Source organism: Pseudoalteromonas sp. 2CM28B, assembly GCF_023161935.1.
On record NZ_JALNTH010000003.1, the window covers coordinates 437,980 to 461,493 of the forward strand.

A 23,514-nucleotide genomic window follows, 5' to 3' on the forward strand; every position below is an offset into this window, starting at 1 on the left:
AGTTTATCGCCCCTAGGCAGAACCCGAAGGGCAGCGCATGTTTGGCATTTATGCTGCGTTATCGCCTATTTATGGGGAGTAACCACACTTCATAGGCTCTGCCTTGCCTAAAAACCAAACATACTGCTGCAAATTCAAACGCCAAAGGTCAACACGCCCTAATTAATTAGAATAGTTTAGCTAACATCTCGTCACTATAAGCAACAAGTTCTTCATTATTAGCCACTTTACTAATGTAATCTGGATTAGCAATAAATGGACGACCAATCGCAATTAAATCAAACTGGTCATTGTTTATTGCTTGTTTTGCATCATCAAAACTATAGCTACCTACCCCTACAAGGCTGGTTTGAGTGTTAGCGCGCAAATACTGCGAGGTTGTTTTACCTTCTAAAGAGTCAAATTGAGTGCTGTCATCAAAAATACCGCCATGAATGTAAGCCAGTTTTTTGTCATCTAGCTGCGCTAATAAATAATCAAATACCGCTTTATCACGCTTATCTTCTTCCATATTAAAATAAGCACCTGGCGATAACCTAATTGCCGTACGCTCATTACCTACTGCATTAATAACCGCATCGGTCACTTCTATTGCAAAACGCGCCATATTTTCAGGTGTTTGGCCATATTCATCTGTGCGCTCATTTGCAGCGTAATGTAAAAACTGATCAATTAAATAACCATTTGCGCCATGAATTTCTACACCATCAAAACCAGCTTCAATGGCGTTTTCGGCCGCTTTAGCAAAGTCGGCTATCAGTGAATTAATATCCTCTTTAGTGGCCGCTTTTGGCGTAATGTATGTTAGCTCGCGCATACGTGGTACAGAGCCTTCAACACCAATTGCCGATGGCGCTAATACTTCGCCGTCAAAAAAGTGAGGGTGAGCAACACGGCCAACATGCCAAAGCTGTGCAAACATTTTACCGCCGTTTGCATGTACGGCGTCGGTTACTTTTTTCCAGCCTTGAATTTGCTCGCTGGTAAATAACCCCGGTGTATTTGGGTAGCCTTGTGCATCTGGGCGAATAATAGTGGCTTCGCTAATAATTAAACCGGCATCGGCACGGCGCGCATAATATTCGACCATATCTTGCGTAGGTACTAAATTATCATCAGCCATACAACGGGTTAAAGGCGCCATAAAAACGCGATTTTTAAGTTCAAGTGAGTCGTTTAATTTATACGGTGCCAGTAAATCTGTGGTCATTGTTAAATCCTTCATTAAGAGTATGCATATGAGATGCGGCCTTTTTAACAACATTCAAGGGCAATTTTGAATGCTCGCTCAAAATATACTTAGGGAGTACCAAAACAGATCTGAATTACAAAATAAAATAACCTGAACTCTGGTTAAGAGATTTACTAACATATTTTATCATGATGATGGTTAAGCTTATTTTGTCTCTAGCCAGAGATTTTCAGTAAATTCCACGCAGTTAGCGCTTAAAATAGCTGCTAGAGATAGATTTATTATCCAGAGTTCAGGTTAAATAATAATTTTTCAACACACTGTCACATAACTCGATATACTTGTAGCAGTAAAATTCAAATTTGAAGCAATAAAGAGTGAGCCAATTATGACAACTGCAAATGCGACTGAAGAACAAACCGTAATTTTAGGGCTAGGGGCAAAAAAACGACTCGCTTTTATGTTTGAAACCGTACAACAGTACAAACAAGTATGGATTTTAAACGACGATGATGGCTGCGTAATGCTTGCCAACGAAGATGACGACTGTGTACCAGTGTGGCCAACCCGCGATTTTGCACAAGCTTGGGCCACGGGCGAATGGGAAGGCTGTACACCAAAAGCCATTCCGACTAAAGATTGGTTTAGCCGCTGGACACCCGGCCTTGAAGAAGACGACTTACTGATTGCGGTGTTCCCTACCGAAGAGGACGACGGCACGGTGCTTTTTCCTGATGAATTTGAAAGCCAGTTAAAAATTCCTAAAAAAAGAAAGTACTAAGTAGCCAGCATCACGTTATTTAGTTTATAAACGCGGCCTAAAATAGCCGCGTTTTTTATATCTGCTTTCTAAATTTTAAATAAGCCTCGGTTATAGCCTTGGCATCTTCTATTTGTGGGTAGTGTCCAAGCTCAACAAACCCTTGTACGCGCGCATTAGGTATTGTTTTTTTATAGTGCTCAAGCATGTGCTTACCCGATATTGGGTCTTGCTCACCTGCAATAAACGTAAGCGGTATATCGCTATTAATCATTGCCCCAACCCAGCGCTGCTCGTTTTGTTTTCGCTGTGTAATATATTTAATTAGCTTGGGCATTACACGTAAACCCTTGTTATAAATTAACAACGCCCAAAGGGTATCAATTACCATAGGGGCTGGTGGCGTGTTTTTGCCAAAAATAGTGATTAAATTTTTAGCAAACTTTTGTTTGCTCATTAGCTTAGGTACTAGCCAACCAAGTTTTGAAAGTAGCAGCTTTTGGATAAATAAAGGTTTATGTATGTGTGGAAATAACCCGCCATTTAAAAAGCATACACTGTGTATGCGTATGTCGCTTTGAGCAGCAACTTGCCTTGCTAATAGCTCTTGAGCCACGGTATCACCATAATCATGGGCTAATAGGTGTACATTGGTAATATCTAAACGCTTTAAAAATTGCGTGTATAAATCAGCTTGCTCTGTAATGTTATAAGCCGCATTTATTGGTTTATCCGAAAGGCCAAACCCCAGCATATCAAGTGTAATTAAAAAGTAGTGTTTTTTGAGCTCATCCCACATACCTTCCCAGTCCCAGCTTGCACTAGGAAAGCCGTGTATCAAAAGGAGCGCGGGGTTATTAGCATCCCCCGCTGTTTGAGTAAAAATTTGCTTGGCATTTATATCAATAAACTGCCCGCTTGATTGCCACTGCGAAAGCGTATACATAGGCTGCTACCCATTAACTTTTATTATTGTAATGGTTAGTTTTATCACATTGAGCTTTAATAAAAAGCCGATATTGAACGTAAATATCGGCTTTTGGGTAAAATTTAGTTTTTAAGCTTTAAGTGTTATCGCGCCATAAGTATTGGCAAGGTGGTGTTTGCTAGCATGTAGTTAGTCATACCACCAAAAATTTGCTCATGGATTCGCCTGTGAGTAAATGCGCCCATCACCACTAGATCAGCGTTATGCATTTGCGCTACCGACATAAACGCTTTAGCGGTCGATTGCCTGCCATTATTAAATGTTACAAACTCACTTTTAATATCGTGCTGAGCTAAATATTTAACCACTTCATGGCCGTTTGGCATTTTATCGGCGCTGCTTGCGCTGGTGCAAATAACAACCTTTTTAGCTTGTTTTAAAAGCGGTAAACTATAAGTGAGCGCGCGCGATACCTCGGTACTGGCGTTCCAGCCAATCACCACTGTTTTTATATCAAAGTGGATCATTTGCCGTGGTACCAATAATATAGGTTTACCACTTCGCATTACCGATGCCTCAAAGGTCGAGGTTGATTTACCACTTTTAGACTGCGGAATAATAATTAAATCAGCAACTTTGCCTTGCTCTGCAATTATTTCGCTGCGCACACCTATATTAATATGCCATGAAGCGCTTGGGTGCGTGGGATGCTCTGCGCTGTCGTCAGTGTATTTAACTTGCTGCTGGGCACATAAACTAACAAATTCGGTTTTTAAATTTGCCGATTCGGTTGTTGCAAAGCGCCCTGCTACAGAGTCTAACTCTTTTACCAATTTAGTTGGTAAGCCCAGCTGCCCTGTTGGCAAAAAGCGCTTTGGGTCTAAGTGCGTGTGATAAACATCAAGGTGCGCATTAAAATACTTAGCAACGGCTAAGCCCCCTTTTAAGCGCTCTGTTACATGCCCACTTGTAGAAAGCGGCATTAAAATAAGCTTAGGTGAAATCATAATTATATCCTTCTTAAGCCAGTGCCTTTTAGAGCGAATGTAAACCGTGCTAAGCGCTGCTTGTTTTGCTTAGCACGGCGGCGTTTACAGCTGCGTAAAGCTTGCCACTTCCTGTAGGTAACCGCTTGGTAAGTCTAATACCATAAAGTGCGTTAAAGTAAGTAAGAATGCTAACGCACACACTGTCAGTGTTAATGTTCTAGCAATTGATATACGTGCTTTTACAAGTAAAAATATTATGAAAAACAACGCTATCGAAATCACATAGCCCAGTAAAAAACACCCAGCTAATAAGCCACACAGCCAAAATACATAATGCCAAAGGCCAGTCACGCTTGAGTCGTTTACATACCCCGCAGAGACCTCATTATCGTAATTTACAGCATCGTCTACTTTATTAAGTAGCAGCTTGATCAGCACAACCGCAGAGAGTATTAACATGAACGAGCACACCACAGCAGGAAATACTCCACCTAAGAATGTGCGTTGGAACGAGTCATACAAACCGTATGCAAACACTAAACAAACAAAGCCAGAAAATGCGATTTGTGGTTTAAGGTTAGTTGGTTTTACCTCAGCATTAGCTGTGTTTTTATTGGCTTTTTCTTTTTTAGCAGCTTTAATAGAGTGGCGTGCTGCAAAGAAAATAGAAAGCGCGGTTAATGCACCAATAATCATCACACCCGGTTTTAATAAAAACTCTATGCCGTCAAACTGAATAGCTTGATAAAGGTAAGTTTCCATGCCGCTTGCTAGTACAAAGCCAATTAAAAATGCCGGACGCGGCCATCCAAAGCGCTTCATTAATATGCCTAAAATACCAATACCAATAAGTGCGACTAAATCACCTAAATCACGGGTTGCCTGAAACGCCGCAAAAAAGATCACCATAACCATAAATGGTGCCATGAGCGTGTAAGGAATAGTTGTTACCTTTGCTACCCTTTTAGAAATAAGTAAACACGCGCCCGCGCCAATTACATTAGCAAGCGCCAGTGACCATACAATGGTGTAAGTAACATCAAGGTCAGTGGTGATCATCGCAGGGCCTGGCTCTAAACCAATTAATACCATACCACCTAAAAATACAGCCATGCTGCCAGAACCTGGAATACCAAATAATAAAGTTGGAATTAAGCCACCGCCTTCTTTGGCATTATTTGATGACTCAGGGGCAATAACACCGCGTATGTCGCCTTTACCAAAGTTTTCGGTGTCTTTAGAGGTTTGTACCGCATGACCATAAGAGATCCAATCAACTACGCTGCCACCAAGGCCAGGTAGTGCGCCAACAACACAGCCAATGGCAGCACAGCGCGTAGCTAGCCATTTATTTTTAACAACATCTTTTACGCCTTCAAACCACCCACGACCCAGCTCAGAAGCTTCTGAAATAGAGCGGTTTTGACGCAGTAAATCGATAATTTCAGGTAACGCAAATATACCTAAACCAACAACCACTAACGGAATACCATCCATAAGGTAACCGTTATCAAATACCATACGGTATTCACCGGTTGCAGGAGCACCGCCAAGTGAGCCTAAACATAAACCTAAGCCACATGCGCTTAAGCCTTTTACTAGGCTATTACCGGCCAATACACCCACCATGCTTAAACCTAGCAAAGTAAGCATAAATAATTCGGCCGAGCCAAACGCTAAAATAACGGGGCGGGCAATCAGTACAAACAGCGTTAAAATAATGGCGCCAAAAAGGCCACCAAATAATGACGAAGCAAACGCTGCTGAAAGCGCACGCGCTGCTTGACCCTTTTTAGACAGTGGGAAGCCGTCAAGCACTGTGGCTTGTGAGCCACTGGAGCCTGGAATACCCATTAATACAGAGGTGAAGGTGTCAGAGGTTGGAATAACCGCCACTAGGCCAATAAGCATAGCAAGCGCTGAAATTGGGTCCATACCATATAAAAATGGCAGTAATAACGATAAACCCGCTATGCCGCCTAAACCCGGAAAAATACCAATCAGCAAGCCTAAAAAAACGCCGCCGCATAAATACATTAAGTGTGTGGGGGTAAGAATAGTTTGTAGCGCAATTAAAAATGCATCTAACATACTGCTCTCCTTAGATTAAAAAAGTGGCTCACTAAATGCGAGCCACTGTGTGTACAACAAATCAACATGGGTTTTTAAAAACGCGCGTTGTAGTTTTCGGTTAGGTAATTTCTTACCCATTGTTTGTCAGTTTCAGAAATTGTCAGTGCTGAGCTCAGTGTGTTTACTGCATCTTCGTTTACAAGTTGTGGGTATTGGCCAAGTACTAATTCAGACTCTTCTTTAAAGTTGTCTTGATCAATGACGCGCTGTGCTGCATTGCGCCACTCTGCAATAACGGCATCAGGGGTGCCTTTAGGTAAAAACAGTCCTTTTTGCGCGGCAAAACCGGCTACAAAAAAGGTTTTCCATACGTTGTATTCAACGCCTGTTGGCTTTTTACCGTGGATCATTTCGTATACTTCGCCTACGTGTGGTAAGTCAGGAAACGTTGGGTCGCGTACAATTTTGCCTTCTTTATTAAGTACGCCAAACGACATAAGCGGAATCGCTTTACCTTCATCAACTAGCGGCTGTACTTTTTTTAAGTAGGCAGAGGTAGTTTGAAAGTCGATATCCACCTCGCCACGCTCAAACGATAAACGCGCACTGCCACGGCCTTTCATACCAAAAATGGCATGAATGTCTAAATCAAGCATGTCGAAGGCTAATAACCCAACCAAGTCCATTGACGCGGCGCGTTGGCTACCAAATTTAAGTTTTTGACCCTGCAATTTGGCAAGCTCTGATGCGTTTTTAATACCCAGCTCTGGGCGCACATATACCACCGCACCTGTCGGTGTGGCCATAATCACGTTCCAACGTTTTACTTCGTATCTAACGCGTGAGTCGCCAAGTAAGTAAGGGATTTGTGTAGAGGCAGAAGTACTAAATACATTTAAACCATTTGCTTTAGCGCGGCGTTCAAAGCGGTTAGCGCCTTTGGTAGAGCCACCACCTGGAATGTTTTTAACTACAACCACAGGTTTACCATTTAAATGCTGAGAAAAACGTGGACCAAAAAAACGTGCCCATGTGTCAGAGCCGCCACCTTCTTTAAAAGGCACAACCCACTCTACTCGCTCACCATCAAAGCTTACTTCGTCGTTATTGTTTGCATAAGCTGAGCTGATACAAGTGCTTGCTGCTAACACAACAAGCATTGCTTTTAGTCGATTAGGTGCAAAAGTACTTAATTTAATCTTCATAATTTGACCTCTGTTATTCGCTGCAATTATTTAAATAGGTCCTAATAACGTCATTGCATCTATTACGTAGATGAAAGTATTTCGTTAAAAGAAGTTAACAACAGCTAGACTAATAGCCGAAACTGTCATCTACCTGTCATCGATGCCAAACTATCCATTAATTTAAAATTATTTATAAGGCGTTGTTTTTAAATAAAAATATATTTAGTTTTATTTATTTAAAGCATAAAAAAAGCGATAACAGACAATCTGCTATCGCATTTTCGGTTGGTTTACTAAGGCTTAACGCCAATTCGCTTAATTAAGTGAGCTATTTTGCCCATTGGTATAAGTTAAGCTATTTTGCTTTCATCCCATACTTTTGCAGGTATGTGTACTTCACCTTTAAATAACATTCTGGCGGTGCGCATTAACCCCGCCGACTTTATATCTAGCGTGTCGTTTTCAAAGCGCCCCTCAAGTAGTAAATCTATTTTACCGCTGGGGTGTTCAACTACTATATTTTGCTGCTCTGAGCTTTGTGGGGTAATTAAGTCGTACGCCACACTGCCTGGCAACATGCAACTAACACTCACGCAAATTGCCCCAGTAACAGAATGGCTGGTATGGCAGTTTTGCGGCACAAAGTAGCGCGAAGTTATCGTACCGCCAAATTGCGGCACCGACAGTAAACCGACTTTAGGAATGACTTTTCCGGTTGCATCGCCAAGGCCCATTTTTAGTGACGCCTGCAGGCGAATGCTTTCTATTTTTTGCAGTAACTCTGTATTTGCATCAAGCTCTTGTTTAGTTTCAGAGCCTTTTACACCCAGTGATGGAGCAGGTATTAGTACCATTGGCATGGCAGCATCTACACAACTTACCTCTACGCCATCAAAGGTATCGCGTACAGAGCCAGTAGGCAGTAATTCACCGGTTTTAGTGCCACACACATCAAAAAACTTAAGTAAAATAGGCGCCCCAGAGCCTGGTACGCCATCAATGGTGGCATCGCCTTCGTACTCTACAAAGCCGTTAGGCGTTTGTACCACAACTTCAATCAGGGTATTGGTATTTACATTTTTAACCCGTACCGTTGTTTCACCGTCATTTGCAGTAACCAATCCGTATTCAATTGCCAGTGGTGCTGCACCAGATAAAATATTGCCACACGAAGGGGTTATATCGACTTCATTTTGCTCAATAGCAACTTGCGCAAATAAGTAATCAATGTCTGCATCGGGGTCAGTTGAGCGTGAAATAATGGCCGCTTTACTGGTTAGTGAGTTTCCTCCACCTACGCCGTTTACTTGCAGCGGATCGCCTGAGCCCATAGCTGCAGTTAAAATTTCTTTGCGTTTATCCCACTCTCTCGGTAAATCGTTGGCTAAAAAATAAGTCCCGCGAGACGTTCCGCCGCGCATAATGACACAAGGTATTTTTTTTTGAATAGTCATAATAATCCAGCTTCTAAATCAATTTAAATGAGCAGTAACGGGTTAGTTATTACTTAAAATAACCACGCACTCTTGTACTTGCTCTTGCTTACTTTGCAAAGATTGAGGGGCAAAATTAGTATTACTTGTTGCACTAGCAGCCATGGCCGTTTGGTGGCTATTTGCACGAAAGTGAATGGCTCTCGGCGTAGGTTTTAACTGAGGTGTAGCGTGTGTTGAGTTCATCGTTTCGCCCTTTCAATGCAATTAAAAACAAGTAACGTCGTTATCAAAACGTTGCCCTTTTTTTAAGAGTAAGGAGCCAAACTGTCACTAACCTGTCACGAAATAAAAATTGATTAAAAAATAACTTTTAAACATTAAAAAACGCGCAGCATTTTCATGCTGCGCGTTAAAAGCCAATCGAAGGGGCGTTTAAAACTTAATGGTGTAATCTACATATACACGGTGATCTGCTCTATCTCCTTTTACACCATCAACACTGCCGGTTTCATCTGTGGTGTAATCTAAAAATAACCAACGTAGGCTTAAGCCTTTTACAGCCGCTACTTTGTAGCGTGTATCAATGGCCCAATATTTTTCATCGGCTGTGCCACCTGCTTTACCTAAGCTTGAATTTTCTGCATCGCTGCCGCTGGTGTAATAAAATTTTGTGGTTAAACCCGGTGCCACTGCTTTTAGATCAATGCCTAAGCGAGCCTGCCAGGTTGCCTCATTTTGGTTTGTTAAATCGGCACCAATTAATGAGCGCGTGGGAAACGGGTTAGTCCCGTGATCGCCACTAAAGTTATCTTCAATCCAAGCATCGTTCACTTTGGTAAATGCGGCGCCCAGTGTCCAAATATCTTTTTTCCAATTAGCATCTAGGTAATAGGCAAAACCATCGTTTTCACTTTTAGTAACGCCTGAAACCGCACCGAGTGCATCTTCATCATCTAAATCGCCACCCTCTGCGCCGGTTACAAATAAATCGCCATCGTCTTGTGAGGTAAATACGCCACTTGAAAGGGTTAACTTACTTTGATCGAGCTTTATAGCGTAGCTGCCTTTAAGCCCAAGCTTTGATAAGTAGTCATGAGAGTTTAAATATTCTGCGTCTATTTTTAGCGCGTCTTTTTTGTAGCTTGCGCCCACACCCCAAACAACACTAATTGCGCCGTTATCTGACTGGTCGGTAGAAAAATCTTCCCACTTGTCATCGTGGCGGCGGCTCCATTTATCGTAGGCGTAACCATATACTTTGGTATTGCCAAACTTGTAGTCACCAAATACACCTCTAAAAGTATTGGGAATTGCGCGGCTACCTGAGCTTTTTAACAACATGCTTTTGGTTTTTTGCCCGCCTATTTTTACATGGCCATTGTCGCCAAGTTTAACGTCGATAAAATATTGACCAAATTTAGAAAAACTATCGTCAACGCCGCCTTTTTCATCCCCTGCGGGTAAAATATTATTTTGTGCGCTGCCGGTTGAGTTGTAATTAAGTACCGTATAAGTAGAGACACCCATGCTAATTAAGTCATTAAAATAGCCCGATTGATAATTGAGCTCTATGCCTTGTGCAAACGTTGAGTCGTCGCTGGCGTCGTTATCGTAATCGCGGTCAAAGTAAATTGACCTTAGCTTAATATTAAATTCGTCTTGCTCTGTAAGCCCATTAAAAGAAGCATACGAAGGAATAGAAACACAAGTTAATACTGCGCCTGTTACTGCAAATATTTTAGAGAACTGTTGAGCCATAGTTGTCTCCGCTACCTTGTTTAATTAAATTTATAGTTGTGTGTAGTGTGTATAAGTTTATTCATGTTGCAATTTACACGGCAAAGCTGTCACAAACCTGTCACAAGATAATTACATTTTAGGCAATTGTATTTTTTAGCTATTAAATTAAAACTATAGCTTATCTTGCTATAAACGAAGGCATTTGCGTATTGTAAACGTTGCAGTAATTGTTTAGTGTCTTGCACAACTTAAAATTATATTTTTTAATTGCGACTTTGCGGGTGTGCTTAATGAGAATTTTAGCAGTTGAAGACGACGAAGTGTTAGGAGAAGCAATTTGCCAACGCTTCACCAAAATGGGCCAAGGTATAGACCTTGTAACCAGTGGTGATGTGGCTAATTCGCTGTTAAAACGCCATGAGTACGACCTTATTTTACTTGATTTAAACTTGCCCAATTTAAACGGTGAGCAAATATTAAAAAAGCTCAGGGCTCGCTCATCAAATACGCCTGTATTAATTTTAACGGCACGCGCTCAAGTAGAGCACCGTATAGAATTACTCGACTTAGGCGCCGACGATTACCTCACTAAACCCTTTGATTTTGGCGAATTAGAAGCCCGTTGCCGCGCCCTACTTAGGCGTAACCAAGGCCTTGGTAAAGACATTATTAGTTATGGCAACCTCGATTTTGACCGAAAATCATGCACGGTCACTATTGCTAAAGAACTTATTGATTTAAAACAACGAGAATTTAGGTTGCTAGAAATATTTTTAACGCATCAAGGTAAAGTGCTTAATAAAGATGAGTTACTCGATCACTTATATTCGTTTGACGACTCACCCAGCCCCAACGCCATAGAAACCTACGTAGCAAGGCTTCGTAAAAAGCTGGTAAATAGCAGTGTTGATATAAAAACACTGCGTGGTTTAGGCTATCTTTTAGCAGAGCCTAATGAGTAGCAAAACCCTCCCCTCAATTCGCCGGCAGCTGCTTACAATAACCATTGCTTTAATGGTTATAATTACACTTATAACCTATTTTATGGCTAATAATTACAGTAAAAACGCCGCCCAAATTTCATACGATAGACTACTTGCCAGTGCTGCTTTACAAATTTTTGAAAATACCCACATTGATTACCACGAAATTATTGTTGATTTACCCAGCGCTACATTCGAAACTCTCTCGATGGCCTCAAATGACAGATTGGTGTATCAAATAACACAAAATCAAGGCGAGCACTTAACTGGCTACAATGGCTTATATCAACACATTTTGCAAAAAGCCGACACTCAGTGGCAACGTGCAGAGTATGACCCACGAGATAACCTACTGATACAGTTTTGGGAAGGTGATTACAAAGGCGAAAACTACCGCTTTATTTTACTCTCAGATAAGCTTTATGAAGTGGGTGAATCGTTTGATGTAAATATTTTAATAGGCCAAACCACCCAAGCTCGCGATCAGCTCGCCTATGAAATGAATTTGAATGTAATACAAATGGTTATTTTAACGTTTGTAATAGCTATTGTGCTTATATTACTAGGAGTGAATCAAATTTTGCGCCCTATTTACAGCATAAATAAAAAAATACGTCGGCGCTCCCCCACTGATCTACGCCCTATTGATATGTCGGTTCCCAAAGAAATGGCCGACTTAATTTCAACCATTAACCATTTTATATCGCAATTAGAAGTCTCGCTTAATCATTTAAAGCGCTTTACTGGCGAAGTGGCCCATCAAATAAGAACGCCCCTTGCAGGCCTTAAAAGCCAGGCGCAAAATGCCATTGAAGAAACCGATGAAAAAATAAGAACAGAGCAGTTAAATCGTGTTTTATATTCAACAGATTTACTCGACAGCACCGTTACGCAACTGTTAAACCAAGCCACTCTTGCGCACCGTTTTCATAGCCAGCCTTTAATAACGCTTTCGTTACCGGAGCTGGTAAAGTCTGTGTGTAGAGATGTTGCGGTATCGGCGATTCAACGCGGCGTGATCATCACATATCAAGGTGACGATAATTTAATGATCAATGGCGATTCGTTTGCACTTAGCCAAATGCTACGCAACATTTTAGAAAACGCGATTAAATTTAGCCCGCAAAATAAAGAAGTTAATGTCTCTACCGAGCTTCACAGTACAGACAGTGGTTACATAGCTCGATTATGCGTGGCTGATCAAGGCGTAGGTGTACCCGATGCGCAAAAGCAACATGTGTTTGAGCGGTTTTACAAAAGCAAAGGCGACCCACGTGCCGGCAGCGGCCTAGGCTTAAGCATTGCTAAAGAGGTAGCAGAGCATCATAACGCTGCTATCAAGCTGCTTGATAACAGCCCGTCGGGGCTTATTTTTGAAATAAACTTTCCGTTAATGCTGACCGAGGACGAACATTGAAACTTTTATCGCTGATTTATATTGCCGTTGTTTTAACGTGCTTTGTAGGCTCGCCATTCGTTGCTGCAAAAACTCCTTTAGTATTTCCGGCACAAAGCGAAAATAAATCCGTGCTTAAAATATATGGCGGCGCTGATAAAATGGAAATTGCCCCTTTTTTATCGGCCTTTCAAAAAAAATACCCTTTTGTACAAATTGACTACTACGAGCTGAGTACTTTCGAAGTGTATAGCGAATTTTTAGCCGACGTTAAAAACCCGCCCGACGTATTATTAAGTTCAGCAATGAACTTGCAGGTAAAGTTAGTTAACGACGGTTACGCACAGCCTTATAGCTCTGAGCAAACAAATAAGCTTCCTGCATGGGCTAAATGGCGAAATGAAGTATTTGGCTTTACCTATGAAACAGCAGTAATTGCATTTAATAAAGAATTTTTAGGCGAAGAGGTCGCACCAAGTAGCCGCAACGAATTATTAGAGCTAATTCGCCGGCGCAGTGAGCAAATTAAAGGCCGCGTTGGCATTTACGATATTACTCAAGTGGGCATAGGCTATTTGCTGTGGGCTCATGACCGCGAGCAAAGCTCAAGCTATGGCCGAATGCTAGAATCGTTTGGCTATCACAGCACACGTGTATTTAGACGCAGCGCCGACATACTTAAAGCACTTTCAACGGGCGAGCTCACTGTTGGCTATAACATATTAAGCTCTTATGCGCGCACATGGGCGGCGCAGCACCCTAATATTATTGTGGTGCAACCTAAAGACTACACCTCGGTTATTATGCGCAGCGCCATTATTCCTAAACATGCTAAAAATGTCATTGGTGCACAGCTGTTTATTGATTACTTAGTGTCTGTACAAGGACAAACAGACATGGCCAACTTCACTAATTTTGAGCCTATAAATAACGAAGTAAGAATTAAACAAAAACATTTACTTGATATATCAGAAGGTCAGCTGCGCCCCGTCCCCCTTGGCATAGAAATATTAGTGATAGACGATCAGATGAAGCGCCAAATAATCATTCAAGAATGGGAAAACGCGTTATTTGAGTACCAATAATCCAATGTGCTTAAAAAGTACGTCTGGCTAATTGTTAATATTTAAGTCTAAGACTTTTCGCTCCCTATAGGGTTCCTAAAGAATTTAACTAATAATTAGGTGTTTGTTATTACTGCTTTATTTTTTGTAATGCTATACAAAAATATAATTTCACAAGCTTGTGAAAATTTAATCTAGCTGGCTTTAATCTTTTTTATAATCACTAAAGTTAATGATATTACTTTTATCGATTATTTCGTTTGATGAGCCATCATCAAGCTTACGTGCAGTGATAAGTGATTGGCAATAATGTAATAAACGCTCTATGGGTATAAACTTCTCTTTGCGGCCAGTTGTTTTATTAGTAATACGTTTAGGTTGGGTGTTTAAATAAATAGCTAACTCAATGGCAAGGTCTTTAGGTAAATCATAAAGCCCCTCTTCTTGTAGTGTTTGAGTAACCCAAAGTGCGGCATCGCTAATATGCCCGCTTATACTTAAATCGGTATTTTTAACCCAGTGCGGCATAAACTCTATTTTAGATAGCTCACTTAACAGCACCGCAATATCGCTGCGTGGTATTAACTGATACACCTCAAGCGTTTCAGCCATTATTAATTGCCATTCGTACTGCAAACGTTGGGTTAACTCTTCTTGCGATAGCTTTAAACTAACCGGTATAAAAAACGTAAAACGGCTATTCGCTTCACAAACAATGATTGTTTTTTCACGAGATTTATAGCTGTTATCAATAATCTGTAATTGCCAGTTAAAATTATCGCCGTCACTAATAAGGGTATTTACCCCCGCTTGTTTACCGGGTTCATGTGGCAAACGAGGTAAATCAACTTTTAGGTATTTATTAAGTGCGTTTGAGGCACAAAGTTGAAATTTCATAAACTAAACTTATTCTGCTAAAACACATTAAATAACCGCTTTGATGAGCATATAATCTGGCAGCTAAAGTACTACTATAGATTGCTTAACTACTTTTCCAGTTTGGTTATTTACACAGCCTCGGAATAATAATGCTTGTATCGACCCACTCATATTTTGGCTACTGTGATGTTTTACAAATTTTTGATTATCAAACATATCACCCACTTTAACTTTTTGTAGCTCAAACATAGGAAAGGCTAACTTGAAACGAGCAAACAATAACTCAAATAAACAAACTAATTTTTTATCGTCTTGATTGTTACTATTGTTTATTTCAGCTTTAATATAGTCCCAGAAGCTAAATATAAACTTTTCTTGAGTCCCGCAAACAACCAACCCTTTTGGTGTTGTATCTTTAAAAATATTTTTAATTGATACTTTAGTTTGTGATGAGAGATCCTCATAAACCTCTTTAATCCTTAGGTCTTCCTCAAAGTTATCTCTGTAAAATGTAATTTTTCTCTTTAGCTCTTCATATAAACTTAAAGTTTCTGTAAGTGTTTTTTCACTTTTTTCGACATCACTCAGAACTACAGATAAATTTTCCTCAAGACCTGATTTTTCAACATTTAAAGACTGAATTAAATTTTCACTTTCCACTAAAGCAGATTCTTTTAGTCCCAGCATAGACCTAAGTTTTGCATTTTCTTCTTTTAACGTATCCTTTTCAGCTTGTAGACCATGACACTCATTTTGGCTTGATTCTTCAATCTTATTTGGCGACAAAGTAGTTAAGTGTTTCTCTGAATGCTCGAATGCTATTTCACAAACTTTACTTCTAATGTCTTCATCTTCTAGAAGAATTAAGATCTCTGTTTTTAAACTACTATTCTCCATAACTAACCTTCCTTTTTTAGCTCATTAGTCTTTTTACGGTAATGAGCTTGTAAACCATTTGAACTGCCTTCTATCGAAGTGTTTTTCGCCTCGCAACTCATACTACCCTCAAGGACATTATGATCTTCAGTATTTTCGTTAAACTTTTGTAATTCAGGTACATTTGGATGAAATTTAACAAAAAACAAACTAGCTTTTACTCGCGCTAATAGCCTATTTAATTCACTTTTATCAGTTGCAAAATCGTCAGCAATAAATATATCAGGATCAACATCAAATTCTTCGTCATCAGAAACAACAATAAATGCTAAACGCTCATTCTGAATGTACTCAACTTTACGTTTAAATTGTTCCCAAAAGTCAGCACTATCAATCCATAATTCACCTGAAAACCGAACATCCTCTAACTCACCTTCAATAACTCTGCACGTTCTAATTTTGCAATTTTTATTTTCAACGTAAAAGTCTGTCATTTAATTACTTAGTCCCATTACTTTATTTTCAATTTCTTCTATAGATAACTCTGGCTCCAACTTCTGGTACGCTTCTACCAAAGCTGAACTATGTTTAGTTGTTTCATCAAGAGTAAGCTCATCGTTTAAATAAAGATCATAATCTTCTAGTTTTAAGTCGTTCTCTTTGTAGGCTTTAATAGTGCTAACTATTTCTTTCGTTTCAAGCTCTTGCGAAGCCACCGTAGCCATAAATTCAGGCGTTACTACTGAATCTAATTTTTCGTTAATTCCCTTTAAGGTTATTGAAGCCCCTATTGAAGAGCGAGCTAAAAGTTCTTTTTCATCTAATCTGTCAAATTTGTCCTTATCAAAGGTAACGTTATTGTTTAGGTGATTAATATATTCATTGATTGAGTCAAAATCTTCAGGCTTTTTTTCACTTAAAATGGCCTTTTCACCTAACTCTTCGAGATTATCTTCTGGTCTAATAATACCTAACGAAACACCTACACTTCTTATTGCATCTGTCACTTTAGCCGCAAGGGAAACACCCAAACTAGCAATACTCGTTGCTGTACTTGCAATGCTATTACCGATACGTGATACAGCGCTACCAATAGCACTACATGCACTGCTAACAACGCTACACACACTACTCCAAAGTCCCATAAAATTTTCCTTAGTTAAACATTTATACTTTTGTTAGTTGAAAGGGCATTTTTCTGCTCCAAAGTAAATGCTACATCAGGGTTTAGCTTGACCTCAGATAAGTAGTGACCTAAACAATTACTTCTAAAATCTAGCTCTTTTATATTTTCTTTTGACTCAGCAAGAGGTTTATAACAAGAGGCAAGAATATATTGGTGCATAAACCCAACGCCATAACTTTGTATACAGTTATGTAGCGCTTTATTTGATTTACGTTTCTTTAATGTTTCAACCCAAGCTAATAGCGGATTCCCCTGAAGAATATCCTCAATAACATCACCTGAAGGAGGGCTCTCAAGTAATTCTAAACCTTTTATCAAACCCGATTTGTAATTATCTGCGTAATATTGAAGTGCTATTTTTCTAATATTATCGGGATCGACATCTGCTTCCTCTGTTGTACTAACAAACTCTTTAACTTGTACCTGCAAGGGTTTTGTCGTTCCCGAACTCGATAGAATTACGCGCCCTGGTTCAAGGTTAGATAAAAAGTCTTTTTGCTCATCAGATAAAGCCATAGTATTCCCAACTGCTTCTTTATCATCTTGAGCAAAAAGTTTATGAATAATTTTTGTATTCGTGTTTTTTAAAACTTCTGCCGTTAGCTTATTTGGAATTTGATCAACAATGATTAGCGACTCTCCATATTTACGCACTTCTGCCAACATATCAGAGAAGGTTTCAACCCCCTGTTTTTTATTCGAGCTATCCCCAGCCTCAAATTTAGATAATAACCTATGCGCTTCTTCAATTAGTGTAATGTGTCTAAACTTTTCACCACGTTTACGATACTCTTCGTAATTAGCACGTATAGCTTCATTTAGATTAGCTAAAACAAACCCCATTATTAGAGACTTTTCACTTGGGTTGCGTATCTCTTCAAGTTCTAAAATTACATTGCGTTTAGCTAAATCTTTAAAGTTTATAGACCGTGGTGTATTTAACATTTGGCCTTTAGAGCCAATTAATAATCCTTGTAAGCGGGCTTTTATTGACCCTACATAATCCTGTTTCAACCTATCATCAAAACCTTGATCGTTTACAACAACCTCTGTCATATCAATCAATTCTGCAAGTGTAGGAAACGCATACACCCCAGGCGCGAATGGGTTTTCGTAATAGCTATTTTTAGAGTTAGCAATATTCCAACCTTTAGCTTCGTAGCACCTATAAATAGCTGCTTCTATTAACTGTGGTATTGCAGCTTCCATATCAAATGCCGACTCTATGCTCGCCTTTATCATATCGACTCTAGAGGTGATATTTTCATGCGGGAAAAATTCAAAAGGGTTGAGCCTAAAAGGAGCAACATTGTCATTACCCAAGGTAAAAATTAAGATGCTATTATCTTTTTTTGTTAGTACTCGATATTCTGTTTTAGCTGGCTCAATAACTAAAAATGGCATTTGAGCTGAGTGTAATAATCGATGGCAGGTTGTCGTTTTACCACTGCCTGTAACACCTGCTATAAACGTATGTTTGTCTAGATCACGCTTATCTATACTCACCTCTGTTTTTTGCTTTAAACCACTTTTAACTAAGTTACCCAAAAAGAGTTTGTTTTCATCACTGGCCTGTTGCGTCATATTCAAGCCAAATTCAACTTCTTCTTTTAAAGTTAATCCCACGACTTCTTTTTGAGGTAAGCCAGCAACAACACTCAATTCATTAGTAGACAACCAATTACATAAGTATCAATTAAAAGGATTTTTAGAAAGCAACAAATTTAACTGGTGAGTATTATCACTTTTCGCAACATCAGCACTTGATGCTTGCAAAGCAGGCAATTGAAAGTTCTTTAATGTAGAAATCTCATTTTTAATCGTTAATTTTTTAAGTTGTAAAGGTGACTTATTTGCTTCTTCACCCGAAAATATTGATTTTGCTGTATTTCCTAGCTTTAAAACACTAGCCTCAGAATTCGATAATAAGTAGATATTAGATAGGTAAAGTCCTTTATTTTTGCCTATTTGAATACGCTTTAATAATACCTCATCAATATAATTTACCCAATCCTGTAATGTTTTATCAGAAAACTCTCGAGATTCACTCGATGAACTACCTGTCTGCTCCGATGTATTTGTACCTCGGTTACTGCCTGTAGCCGTTGACTCTGAAGTGCCTTTCGTTGTACTTTCATTTCCATTTATATGACGATTATGGTCGGTCTCAGAAAAACCTGATGATGACTGCTTACTACCTCCAGTGTCATTTGTCCCTTTTGTCGTACTAACCGATTTGCCTGTATTCGTTGTTATAGATTTTCCGTCATTTTCACTCGTTGTTTTAGTGGTACTAGAACCTTCAGAGGCTCCTTCTGTCTTAGCCTTATTTGTTCCGTCTTGAATGCTTTTTTTAGATAAGGGCAGTAATTTGTCATAAATTTCATGTAATTGCCCTTCAAGTTCGTTTACCTCAGTCAGTGAAAGAGGATCAGCCAAAACAGCTAAGCAAAACTTATCGCCACTCATTATATCAACCAAACGGTCAACACCTTGAAACTGTTCGTTATCTTCATGAACGCTTGGCACACCTTCAAGCTTAGAGACTTTAGAAAAAGCATCCACATCGCTTTTAACTTGCTTGCGTTCATATTTATCAAGCTTTTTAACTATGCTTCCTCTAAAATTCCCCTCTAAAGAGGGTTTTAAAATACTTTCGCCTATATCGTCAACATCAAGCAATAAATCTCCCTTATAGCGCTTATCTTTTGCAATACCAAATAAAAACTTAACGCTTTCTCCATCGCCAATGAGTAAATAAAGAAAGAGAATACCTTCAATATTTAACGAATTTAACACATTCTCAAACCCCTCTTTTCGAGGAAGTTCTTCATCAAAGGTTACTTCTTTAATATGGTAAAGTGAAAATTCATGCTCAGCTAATAAAAAGGGCTTTTCAATTGCTGGTACTTGCACTTTTCCATCTACACTATTTGCTTTTAAAAGCTCAACTAGCGATTTTTTTATCCTTGCCATTTTAAAAGTCCTTCATTACAGCTTGTTCGGCTTCTTGTTGAGTCATTGTTGGTTCAGCATTTTGATAAGCGCTAACCAAGCAATCACTATGGCATTTAGTTTCATTCAATGATAACTGCCCGTCACTGTAAGCTTCTATTTGCTCTATATTTAAGCCACTGTCTGAATACGCTTTAATAATCTCGAAAACCACTTTCGAGCCTACACCTATCTCTGCTACTTTATTTAAAAATGGTAAAGAAATGTTGGTACTCAATTCCGTGTTCAAACCTTGCAGTAAAATGGCACTCCCTATCGCCTGACGAGCTAAAACACTTGTTGGTTCATCAGATAGAGTTACTTCTGCTACATCATTTCGTAAATACTCGATATAATCATTAATTTCATTAAAGTCTTCAGGTGTTTTATCAGCAGCGATAGCTTTAGCGCCCAGCTCATTAACGCTTTCATTCGGTTTAAGAACGCTCGATGCAATGCTCAACTGCTCAATGGCTTGAATCACTTTAGGTAAGTTTTCACCTACTGTTTTTAATACCATAGGTGCGGTTCTAGCTATCATTGGCCCTAAAGTTGAAGCTAATTTACTAACCGCTGTTATTATTGTAGGGATAAGTGTGGGTGCTAACATAATCTTCCTTAAATATTATAGTTCTATGCTTTGAGGTTCATTTAGATAAATGTTATTTTTAATACCCTGCTCATCTGCTATCACGTACTCAATCTGAGTAGGTGATATAATTTTTATGTAGACCATTGCTTCATCATCAGTTAAATCAAGTTTAATACTCTTCTTTTTAATACTGTCATCTGAGGCAAGTACCTTACCAGTACTTGATGTAGGTTGTTCTGAGTAATAAAGTTCAAATTTTTGATACCCCGCATCAATAAACTCTACCCATTCATTAAACTTATTTTCGCGGTCAACAATAGGTTTAAATTTACCCTTCCTATTTTCTCCTAAATAATATTTAAAACGAATATCCTCACCACTAACATTACGATCAATAACTTTAATATTGCCGCCTTCTCGTGATTCAATTAAGCCAAAGGCAACGCCAGTTTTGCCCGTAGGCTTTTCTATATTCGTTTTATCTGCACCAAGTGGTGCAAATAATTTAAAATGACTTTGCCCCTCAGATCCAATTTCTTCATCTTGCAGCGCAATATGCTTTTCAAATAACGCTGTCACATAGCTTGATTGACTTGAATTACCAGCCAAAAATATATTTACATTTTCTATGCCACTAAGCTGCGCTTCACTGTGGCTAAATGCCAAACGCAAAGCATCAAAAAAGTTTTCGACCCCTCGTTCAATTCGATCTGAAAGTAATTGCCTTAACTCTTCTTCATCAACATCTAAGCTAAAAGCTGAATGCTGAATACCACGACTATCAGTTAGTGTAATACTTAAAGAGCTCGATGAATCAATACTAAAATCGTCATGCTCCTCCCAAAATGGACGTAACGCAATACACAGCTTCTTTGTATTGTTTTTGGCTTCTTGGGAATAACTTAATAACTGCTCACTACCTGCAAACGCATCTTTTTCAGGGTGCTTTTCAAATTGAATACCGGCTTCTAATAGTGCTACTCTATTTTTCTTAAACACTTCAAACGCCAAAAGTTCAAGTAAATTTTCACCGCCTAAAAATTTGTCTCCACCCGCCCCAAAATGCTCTATAACATAGTCAAAACGGCGCTCTTTGGCACCTTGCGCTTCTCTAAAAACACCAAAATCAAAGTCAGTGGTACCACCACCAAAATCAAATACACCATAAAAAATATGTTCATCGTCTACGGGGTCAAAGTTGTGTGATTTAAATGCTGTTAGTGCATAGGCTGCCGGTTCGCTCGCCCCTTTTGTTACTGTTAAGTGCTCAATAGTATCAGCGCCTAGCTCACTCGGGAGGGATTTTTTAATGCCTCTTTCAAAGCTTTCGATTATTTTATCGCGCACTGGCATTTCGTAAGTAACAGGAAATGAAAGAATGTAATCCATAAAAATGCCATTATTTAAGTTGTTAATATACAAACCTAAAAAGTAGGCATAAATTTCAATGGGGTTAAAGTCGTCCTTTGTGAGTTCTAAAAACGGAGGTAAGTCAATCACTTTACCTTGTTGACCAACTACTTTTAGTTTTCTGTTTTTATCACCTGCCCACTGTTTTATTTCATCTAAAAATGTATTGAATTTACTAGAATCCGTTCCTTCCAATGCATTTTTTGCTGTATGTGAAATGGTTAAATCTTGCCAGCGTGTATAAGGCTTGTTGGCTTTTGCACTATAAGCACTTATAAAGGCGTCAAGATCTCTGAATTCCATAATAGTTGGATTTTCATAATGATGAGCTTGTATATCTTTGCTTAAATCGCCTGTTCCAATACGCATTGGATGTATATTCACATTATCTTTTTGATACACCACAACAGTACTTTTTGTGCCAAAGTCGATTGCCACCACACCATCATTAATACTCGACTTTGGATCTCGCGCGACCATCGGGGTGGGTAAGTCAATAACTTGCTCAGCATCACTATCTAGCTCCTCGGTCCATAAAGACCAATGACCAAGCTCAGTATCTTCGAGTATTTTTTCTTGATAAGGGGCAATATCAGCACGAATAAAATCCTCTAAAAGCAATATGTTAAATATTTTTTGCTGTATAAGTTGTTCTAAAACCTGTGTTTTATCTTTAAACCCTTCAATCGCCGCTTTTTTGCTGTAATTTAATGCAACAATTAAAGATTTATACAATTCATTATCTTTGAGTTTAGGTGGAATAAAGCCGCTGTATATAGCATTAATAAACACCCCTTTATCGCCTAGCTCAGCTACATCACTCTGAGGTAAATACGGTAAACAACGGCCAAAGCTAGAAACTTTAAGTATTGAGCGATCACAATCAAATCCTTGCACCTTATTTTCATTTTTATATAAACTATAGGCGGAAAAGCTATAGCGACCGTTAGAAATTTTAAAAGGTGTATTAGATAAATTAGTTAAACACTTTAAAATTGATAAGCTTGGCACACCCCATTCATTAAACGCATCTTCAAGCTCTGAATTTATAATTTCAACAACATCTGCACAAAGCTCCCCAGAAGTAAAGCCATTATTTTTATTGAAGTTTTTTATCTTATCTTCGCAAAGCATCCAAAAACCTTTGGCATCCTTATCAAAGAAAATATCACCTTCAAAGCTTATCCAGCGGGCTGCCTTAAATTCACTCTCAACAGTCGAAAAACATGAATTTAAAGCGTTAAGTAATGGCTTATTTTTATTAGCTTGACCATTATTAATAAATGCAGCGATTTCTGCTTGTATTGTTTCATCTAGGTTTGCCACCATATTGTCAAATGACCCATCTAACCCTCTTTGCTGTGCTTCTTTATTCGACAATGTCCATTGAGAAATTATTTTTGTATCCATTGTTTATCCTTGACTAAATTTTTTATTCTGAAAATGACCTATTTAACAGTTACATATTGCAGCAGTTTAAGAAAACTAAATAGATTACTAAACTTTTAATGTGAGTTTATTTTCACAAGCTTGTAAATCAAACTCCTTTTACAACTCTATTATGGCATTAAGCATTAGCCATTTGCCTATACCACTCTACGCTCAACAAACTAAACCCAGTACACTAATACTTATTATTGAAGGTCGCGTTATTAGTTATTTGTTTACACAGTAAAAACGTTAACCGCGTGTAATCCCCGACGCTAAAATGATAGGTAAATAACGCAGCACGATGGGAGCTTCTAAGTTTCTTTTTGATAAAAACTCAGTGATAAAAATAGTTACATTGTCGAACTCAATTGGTTTAGTGATTGTTTCTAGCATACCAA

General features: G+C 38.9%; 21 protein-coding genes. 4 read left to right on the forward strand and 17 right to left on the reverse strand.

Annotated features, from left to right (window positions below; genetic code table 11):
• Positions 1–166: 166 nt before the first annotated feature.
• Complete coding sequence (locus MTN96_RS06590; protein WP_248531013.1) at positions 167–1,210, reverse strand: alkene reductase; 1,044 nt, start codon at positions 1,208–1,210, stop codon at positions 167–169.
• 370 nt (positions 1,211–1,580) lie between these two features.
• Between MTN96_RS06590 and MTN96_RS06595 the strand changes: the two genes are divergently transcribed.
• Complete coding sequence (locus tag MTN96_RS06595) at positions 1,581–1,973, forward strand: DUF2750 domain-containing protein (protein ID WP_004588808.1); 393 nt, start codon at positions 1,581–1,583, stop codon at positions 1,971–1,973.
• A 55-nt stretch (positions 1,974–2,028) separates the two neighbouring features.
• Here MTN96_RS06595 and MTN96_RS06600 read toward each other — a convergent pair whose 3' ends face one another.
• The 7 genes from MTN96_RS06600 to MTN96_RS06630 all read right to left on the reverse strand — a co-directional run bounded on the left by MTN96_RS06600 (position 2,029) and on the right by MTN96_RS06630 (position 10,323).
• The gene (locus MTN96_RS06600; RefSeq protein WP_248531015.1) at positions 2,029–2,898 is read right to left on the reverse strand and encodes an alpha/beta fold hydrolase; all 870 of its coding nucleotides are present in this window, start codon (positions 2,896–2,898) and stop codon (positions 2,029–2,031) included.
• A 125-nt stretch (positions 2,899–3,023) separates the two neighbouring features.
• Positions 3,024–3,887, reverse strand: a complete 864-nt coding sequence (locus MTN96_RS06605) for a universal stress protein (RefSeq protein WP_248531016.1) — start codon at positions 3,885–3,887, stop codon at positions 3,024–3,026.
• A gap of 84 nt (positions 3,888–3,971) precedes the next feature.
• Complete coding sequence (locus MTN96_RS06610; RefSeq protein ID WP_248531018.1) at positions 3,972–5,960, reverse strand: tripartite tricarboxylate transporter permease; 1,989 nt, start codon at positions 5,958–5,960, stop codon at positions 3,972–3,974.
• 74 nt (positions 5,961–6,034) lie between these two features.
• Positions 6,035–7,147, reverse strand: coding sequence for a tripartite tricarboxylate transporter substrate binding protein (locus MTN96_RS06615; RefSeq protein ID WP_121637298.1), 1,113 nt, complete (start codon positions 7,145–7,147; stop codon positions 6,035–6,037).
• Positions 7,148–7,479: 332 nt separating this feature from the next.
• The gene (locus tag MTN96_RS06620) at positions 7,480–8,583 is read right to left on the reverse strand and encodes a 4-oxalomesaconate tautomerase (RefSeq protein ID WP_031289665.1); all 1,104 of its coding nucleotides are present in this window, start codon (positions 8,581–8,583) and stop codon (positions 7,480–7,482) included.
• 42 nt (positions 8,584–8,625) lie between these two features.
• Positions 8,626–8,808 carry a hypothetical protein gene (locus tag MTN96_RS06625; protein ID WP_121637297.1) on the reverse strand — a complete coding sequence of 61 codons (183 nt, stop codon included), beginning with the start codon at positions 8,806–8,808 and terminating at the stop codon, positions 8,626–8,628.
• Positions 8,809–8,997: 189 nt separating this feature from the next.
• Entirely contained in the window at positions 8,998–10,323 is a 1,326-nt protein-coding gene (locus MTN96_RS06630; RefSeq protein ID WP_248531019.1) for an OprD family outer membrane porin, read from the reverse strand.
• A 272-nt stretch (positions 10,324–10,595) separates the two neighbouring features.
• Here MTN96_RS06630 and MTN96_RS06635 point away from each other — a divergent pair, with 272 nt between their 5' ends.
• The 3 genes from MTN96_RS06635 to MTN96_RS06645 are packed head-to-tail and all read left to right on the forward strand — an operon-like array spanning position 10,596 to position 13,769.
• On the forward strand, positions 10,596–11,267 hold the full coding sequence (locus MTN96_RS06635; RefSeq protein WP_029774040.1) for a response regulator transcription factor: 672 nt from the start codon (positions 10,596–10,598) through the stop codon (positions 11,265–11,267).
• Positions 11,260–12,705: a sensor histidine kinase gene (locus MTN96_RS06640; protein WP_248531020.1), complete on the forward strand. Its 1,446-nt coding sequence runs from the start codon at positions 11,260–11,262 to the stop codon at positions 12,703–12,705. Before MTN96_RS06635 ends, MTN96_RS06640 begins: the two co-directional genes overlap by 8 nt.
• Entirely contained in the window at positions 12,702–13,769 is a 1,068-nt protein-coding gene (locus MTN96_RS06645) for an ABC transporter substrate-binding protein (protein WP_248531021.1), read from the forward strand. Before MTN96_RS06640 ends, MTN96_RS06645 begins: the two co-directional genes overlap by 4 nt.
• Positions 13,770–13,952: 183 nt before the next feature.
• On the opposite strand, the gene MTN96_RS06650 is transcribed toward MTN96_RS06645, so the two are convergent.
• The 9 genes from MTN96_RS06650 to MTN96_RS06690 all read right to left on the reverse strand — a co-directional run bounded on the left by MTN96_RS06650 (position 13,953) and on the right by MTN96_RS06690 (position 23,509).
• The gene (locus MTN96_RS06650; protein ID WP_248531022.1) at positions 13,953–14,645 is read right to left on the reverse strand and encodes an amino acid adenylation; all 693 of its coding nucleotides are present in this window, start codon (positions 14,643–14,645) and stop codon (positions 13,953–13,955) included.
• Between the two features lie 63 nt (positions 14,646–14,708).
• Entirely contained in the window at positions 14,709–15,524 is an 816-nt protein-coding gene (locus tag MTN96_RS06655) for a hypothetical protein (protein WP_248531023.1), read from the reverse strand.
• A gap of 2 nt (positions 15,525–15,526) precedes the next feature.
• A complete protein-coding gene (locus MTN96_RS06660) occupies positions 15,527–15,997 on the reverse strand; it encodes a hypothetical protein (RefSeq protein WP_248531024.1) in 471 nt (156 codons plus the stop codon).
• Positions 15,998–16,648, reverse strand: coding sequence for a hypothetical protein (locus MTN96_RS06665; protein ID WP_248531025.1), 651 nt, complete (start codon positions 16,646–16,648; stop codon positions 15,998–16,000).
• Between the two features lie 14 nt (positions 16,649–16,662).
• Positions 16,663–18,366 (reverse strand): ATP-binding protein, encoded by a 1,704-nt coding sequence (locus MTN96_RS06670; protein ID WP_248531026.1) that lies wholly within the window; start codon positions 18,364–18,366, stop codon positions 16,663–16,665.
• Positions 18,367–18,381: 15 nt separating this feature from the next.
• Entirely contained in the window at positions 18,382–19,665 is a 1,284-nt protein-coding gene (locus MTN96_RS06675) for a hypothetical protein (protein ID WP_248531027.1), read from the reverse strand.
• A 1-nt stretch (position 19,666) separates the two neighbouring features.
• Entirely contained in the window at positions 19,667–20,293 is a 627-nt protein-coding gene (locus tag MTN96_RS06680; protein WP_248531028.1) for a hypothetical protein, read from the reverse strand.
• 15 nt (positions 20,294–20,308) lie between these two features.
• On the reverse strand, positions 20,309–23,095 hold the full coding sequence (locus MTN96_RS06685; protein WP_248531029.1) for a hypothetical protein: 2,787 nt from the start codon (positions 23,093–23,095) through the stop codon (positions 20,309–20,311).
• Positions 23,096–23,365: 270 nt separating this feature from the next.
• Positions 23,366–23,509 carry a hypothetical protein gene (locus tag MTN96_RS06690; protein ID WP_248531030.1) on the reverse strand — a complete coding sequence of 48 codons (144 nt, stop codon included), beginning with the start codon at positions 23,507–23,509 and terminating at the stop codon, positions 23,366–23,368.
• Positions 23,510–23,514: the final 5 nt, after the last annotated feature.

What these genes read in the sequence shown, in the direction of transcription:
- MTN96_RS06590 (WP_248531013.1), bottom strand. Translation starts at nt 1,210, where the DNA reads ATGACCACAGATTTACTGGCACCGTATAAATTAAACGACTCACTTGAA.
- MTN96_RS06595 (WP_004588808.1), top strand. Translation starts at nt 1,581, where the DNA reads ATGACAACTGCAAATGCGACTGAAGAACAAACCGTAATTTTAGGGCTA.
- MTN96_RS06600 (WP_248531015.1), bottom strand. Translation starts at nt 2,898, where the DNA reads ATGTATACGCTTTCGCAGTGGCAATCAAGCGGGCAGTTTATTGATATA.
- MTN96_RS06605 (WP_248531016.1), bottom strand. Translation starts at nt 3,887, where the DNA reads ATGATTTCACCTAAGCTTATTTTAATGCCGCTTTCTACAAGTGGGCAT.
- MTN96_RS06610 (WP_248531018.1), bottom strand. Translation starts at nt 5,960, where the DNA reads ATGTTAGATGCATTTTTAATTGCGCTACAAACTATTCTTACCCCCACA.
- MTN96_RS06615 (WP_121637298.1), bottom strand. Translation starts at nt 7,147, where the DNA reads ATGAAGATTAAATTAAGTACTTTTGCACCTAATCGACTAAAAGCAATG.
- MTN96_RS06620 (WP_031289665.1), bottom strand. Translation starts at nt 8,583, where the DNA reads ATGACTATTCAAAAAAAAATACCTTGTGTCATTATGCGCGGCGGAACG.
- MTN96_RS06625 (WP_121637297.1), bottom strand. Translation starts at nt 8,808, where the DNA reads ATGAACTCAACACACGCTACACCTCAGTTAAAACCTACGCCGAGAGCC.
- MTN96_RS06630 (WP_248531019.1), bottom strand. Translation starts at nt 10,323, where the DNA reads ATGGCTCAACAGTTCTCTAAAATATTTGCAGTAACAGGCGCAGTATTA.
- MTN96_RS06635 (WP_029774040.1), top strand. Translation starts at nt 10,596, where the DNA reads ATGAGAATTTTAGCAGTTGAAGACGACGAAGTGTTAGGAGAAGCAATT.
- MTN96_RS06640 (WP_248531020.1), top strand. Translation starts at nt 11,260, where the DNA reads ATGAGTAGCAAAACCCTCCCCTCAATTCGCCGGCAGCTGCTTACAATA.
- MTN96_RS06650 (WP_248531022.1), bottom strand. Translation starts at nt 14,645, where the DNA reads ATGAAATTTCAACTTTGTGCCTCAAACGCACTTAATAAATACCTAAAA.
- MTN96_RS06655 (WP_248531023.1), bottom strand. Translation starts at nt 15,524, where the DNA reads ATGGAGAATAGTAGTTTAAAAACAGAGATCTTAATTCTTCTAGAAGAT.
- MTN96_RS06660 (WP_248531024.1), bottom strand. Translation starts at nt 15,997, where the DNA reads ATGACAGACTTTTACGTTGAAAATAAAAATTGCAAAATTAGAACGTGC.
- MTN96_RS06665 (WP_248531025.1), bottom strand. Translation starts at nt 16,648, where the DNA reads ATGGGACTTTGGAGTAGTGTGTGTAGCGTTGTTAGCAGTGCATGTAGT.
- MTN96_RS06675 (WP_248531027.1), bottom strand. Translation starts at nt 19,665, where the DNA reads ATGGCAAGGATAAAAAAATCGCTAGTTGAGCTTTTAAAAGCAAATAGT.
- MTN96_RS06680 (WP_248531028.1), bottom strand. Translation starts at nt 20,293, where the DNA reads ATGTTAGCACCCACACTTATCCCTACAATAATAACAGCGGTTAGTAAA.
- MTN96_RS06685 (WP_248531029.1), bottom strand. Translation starts at nt 23,095, where the DNA reads ATGGATACAAAAATAATTTCTCAATGGACATTGTCGAATAAAGAAGCA.
- MTN96_RS06690 (WP_248531030.1), bottom strand. Translation starts at nt 23,509, where the DNA reads ATGCTAGAAACAATCACTAAACCAATTGAGTTCGACAATGTAACTATT.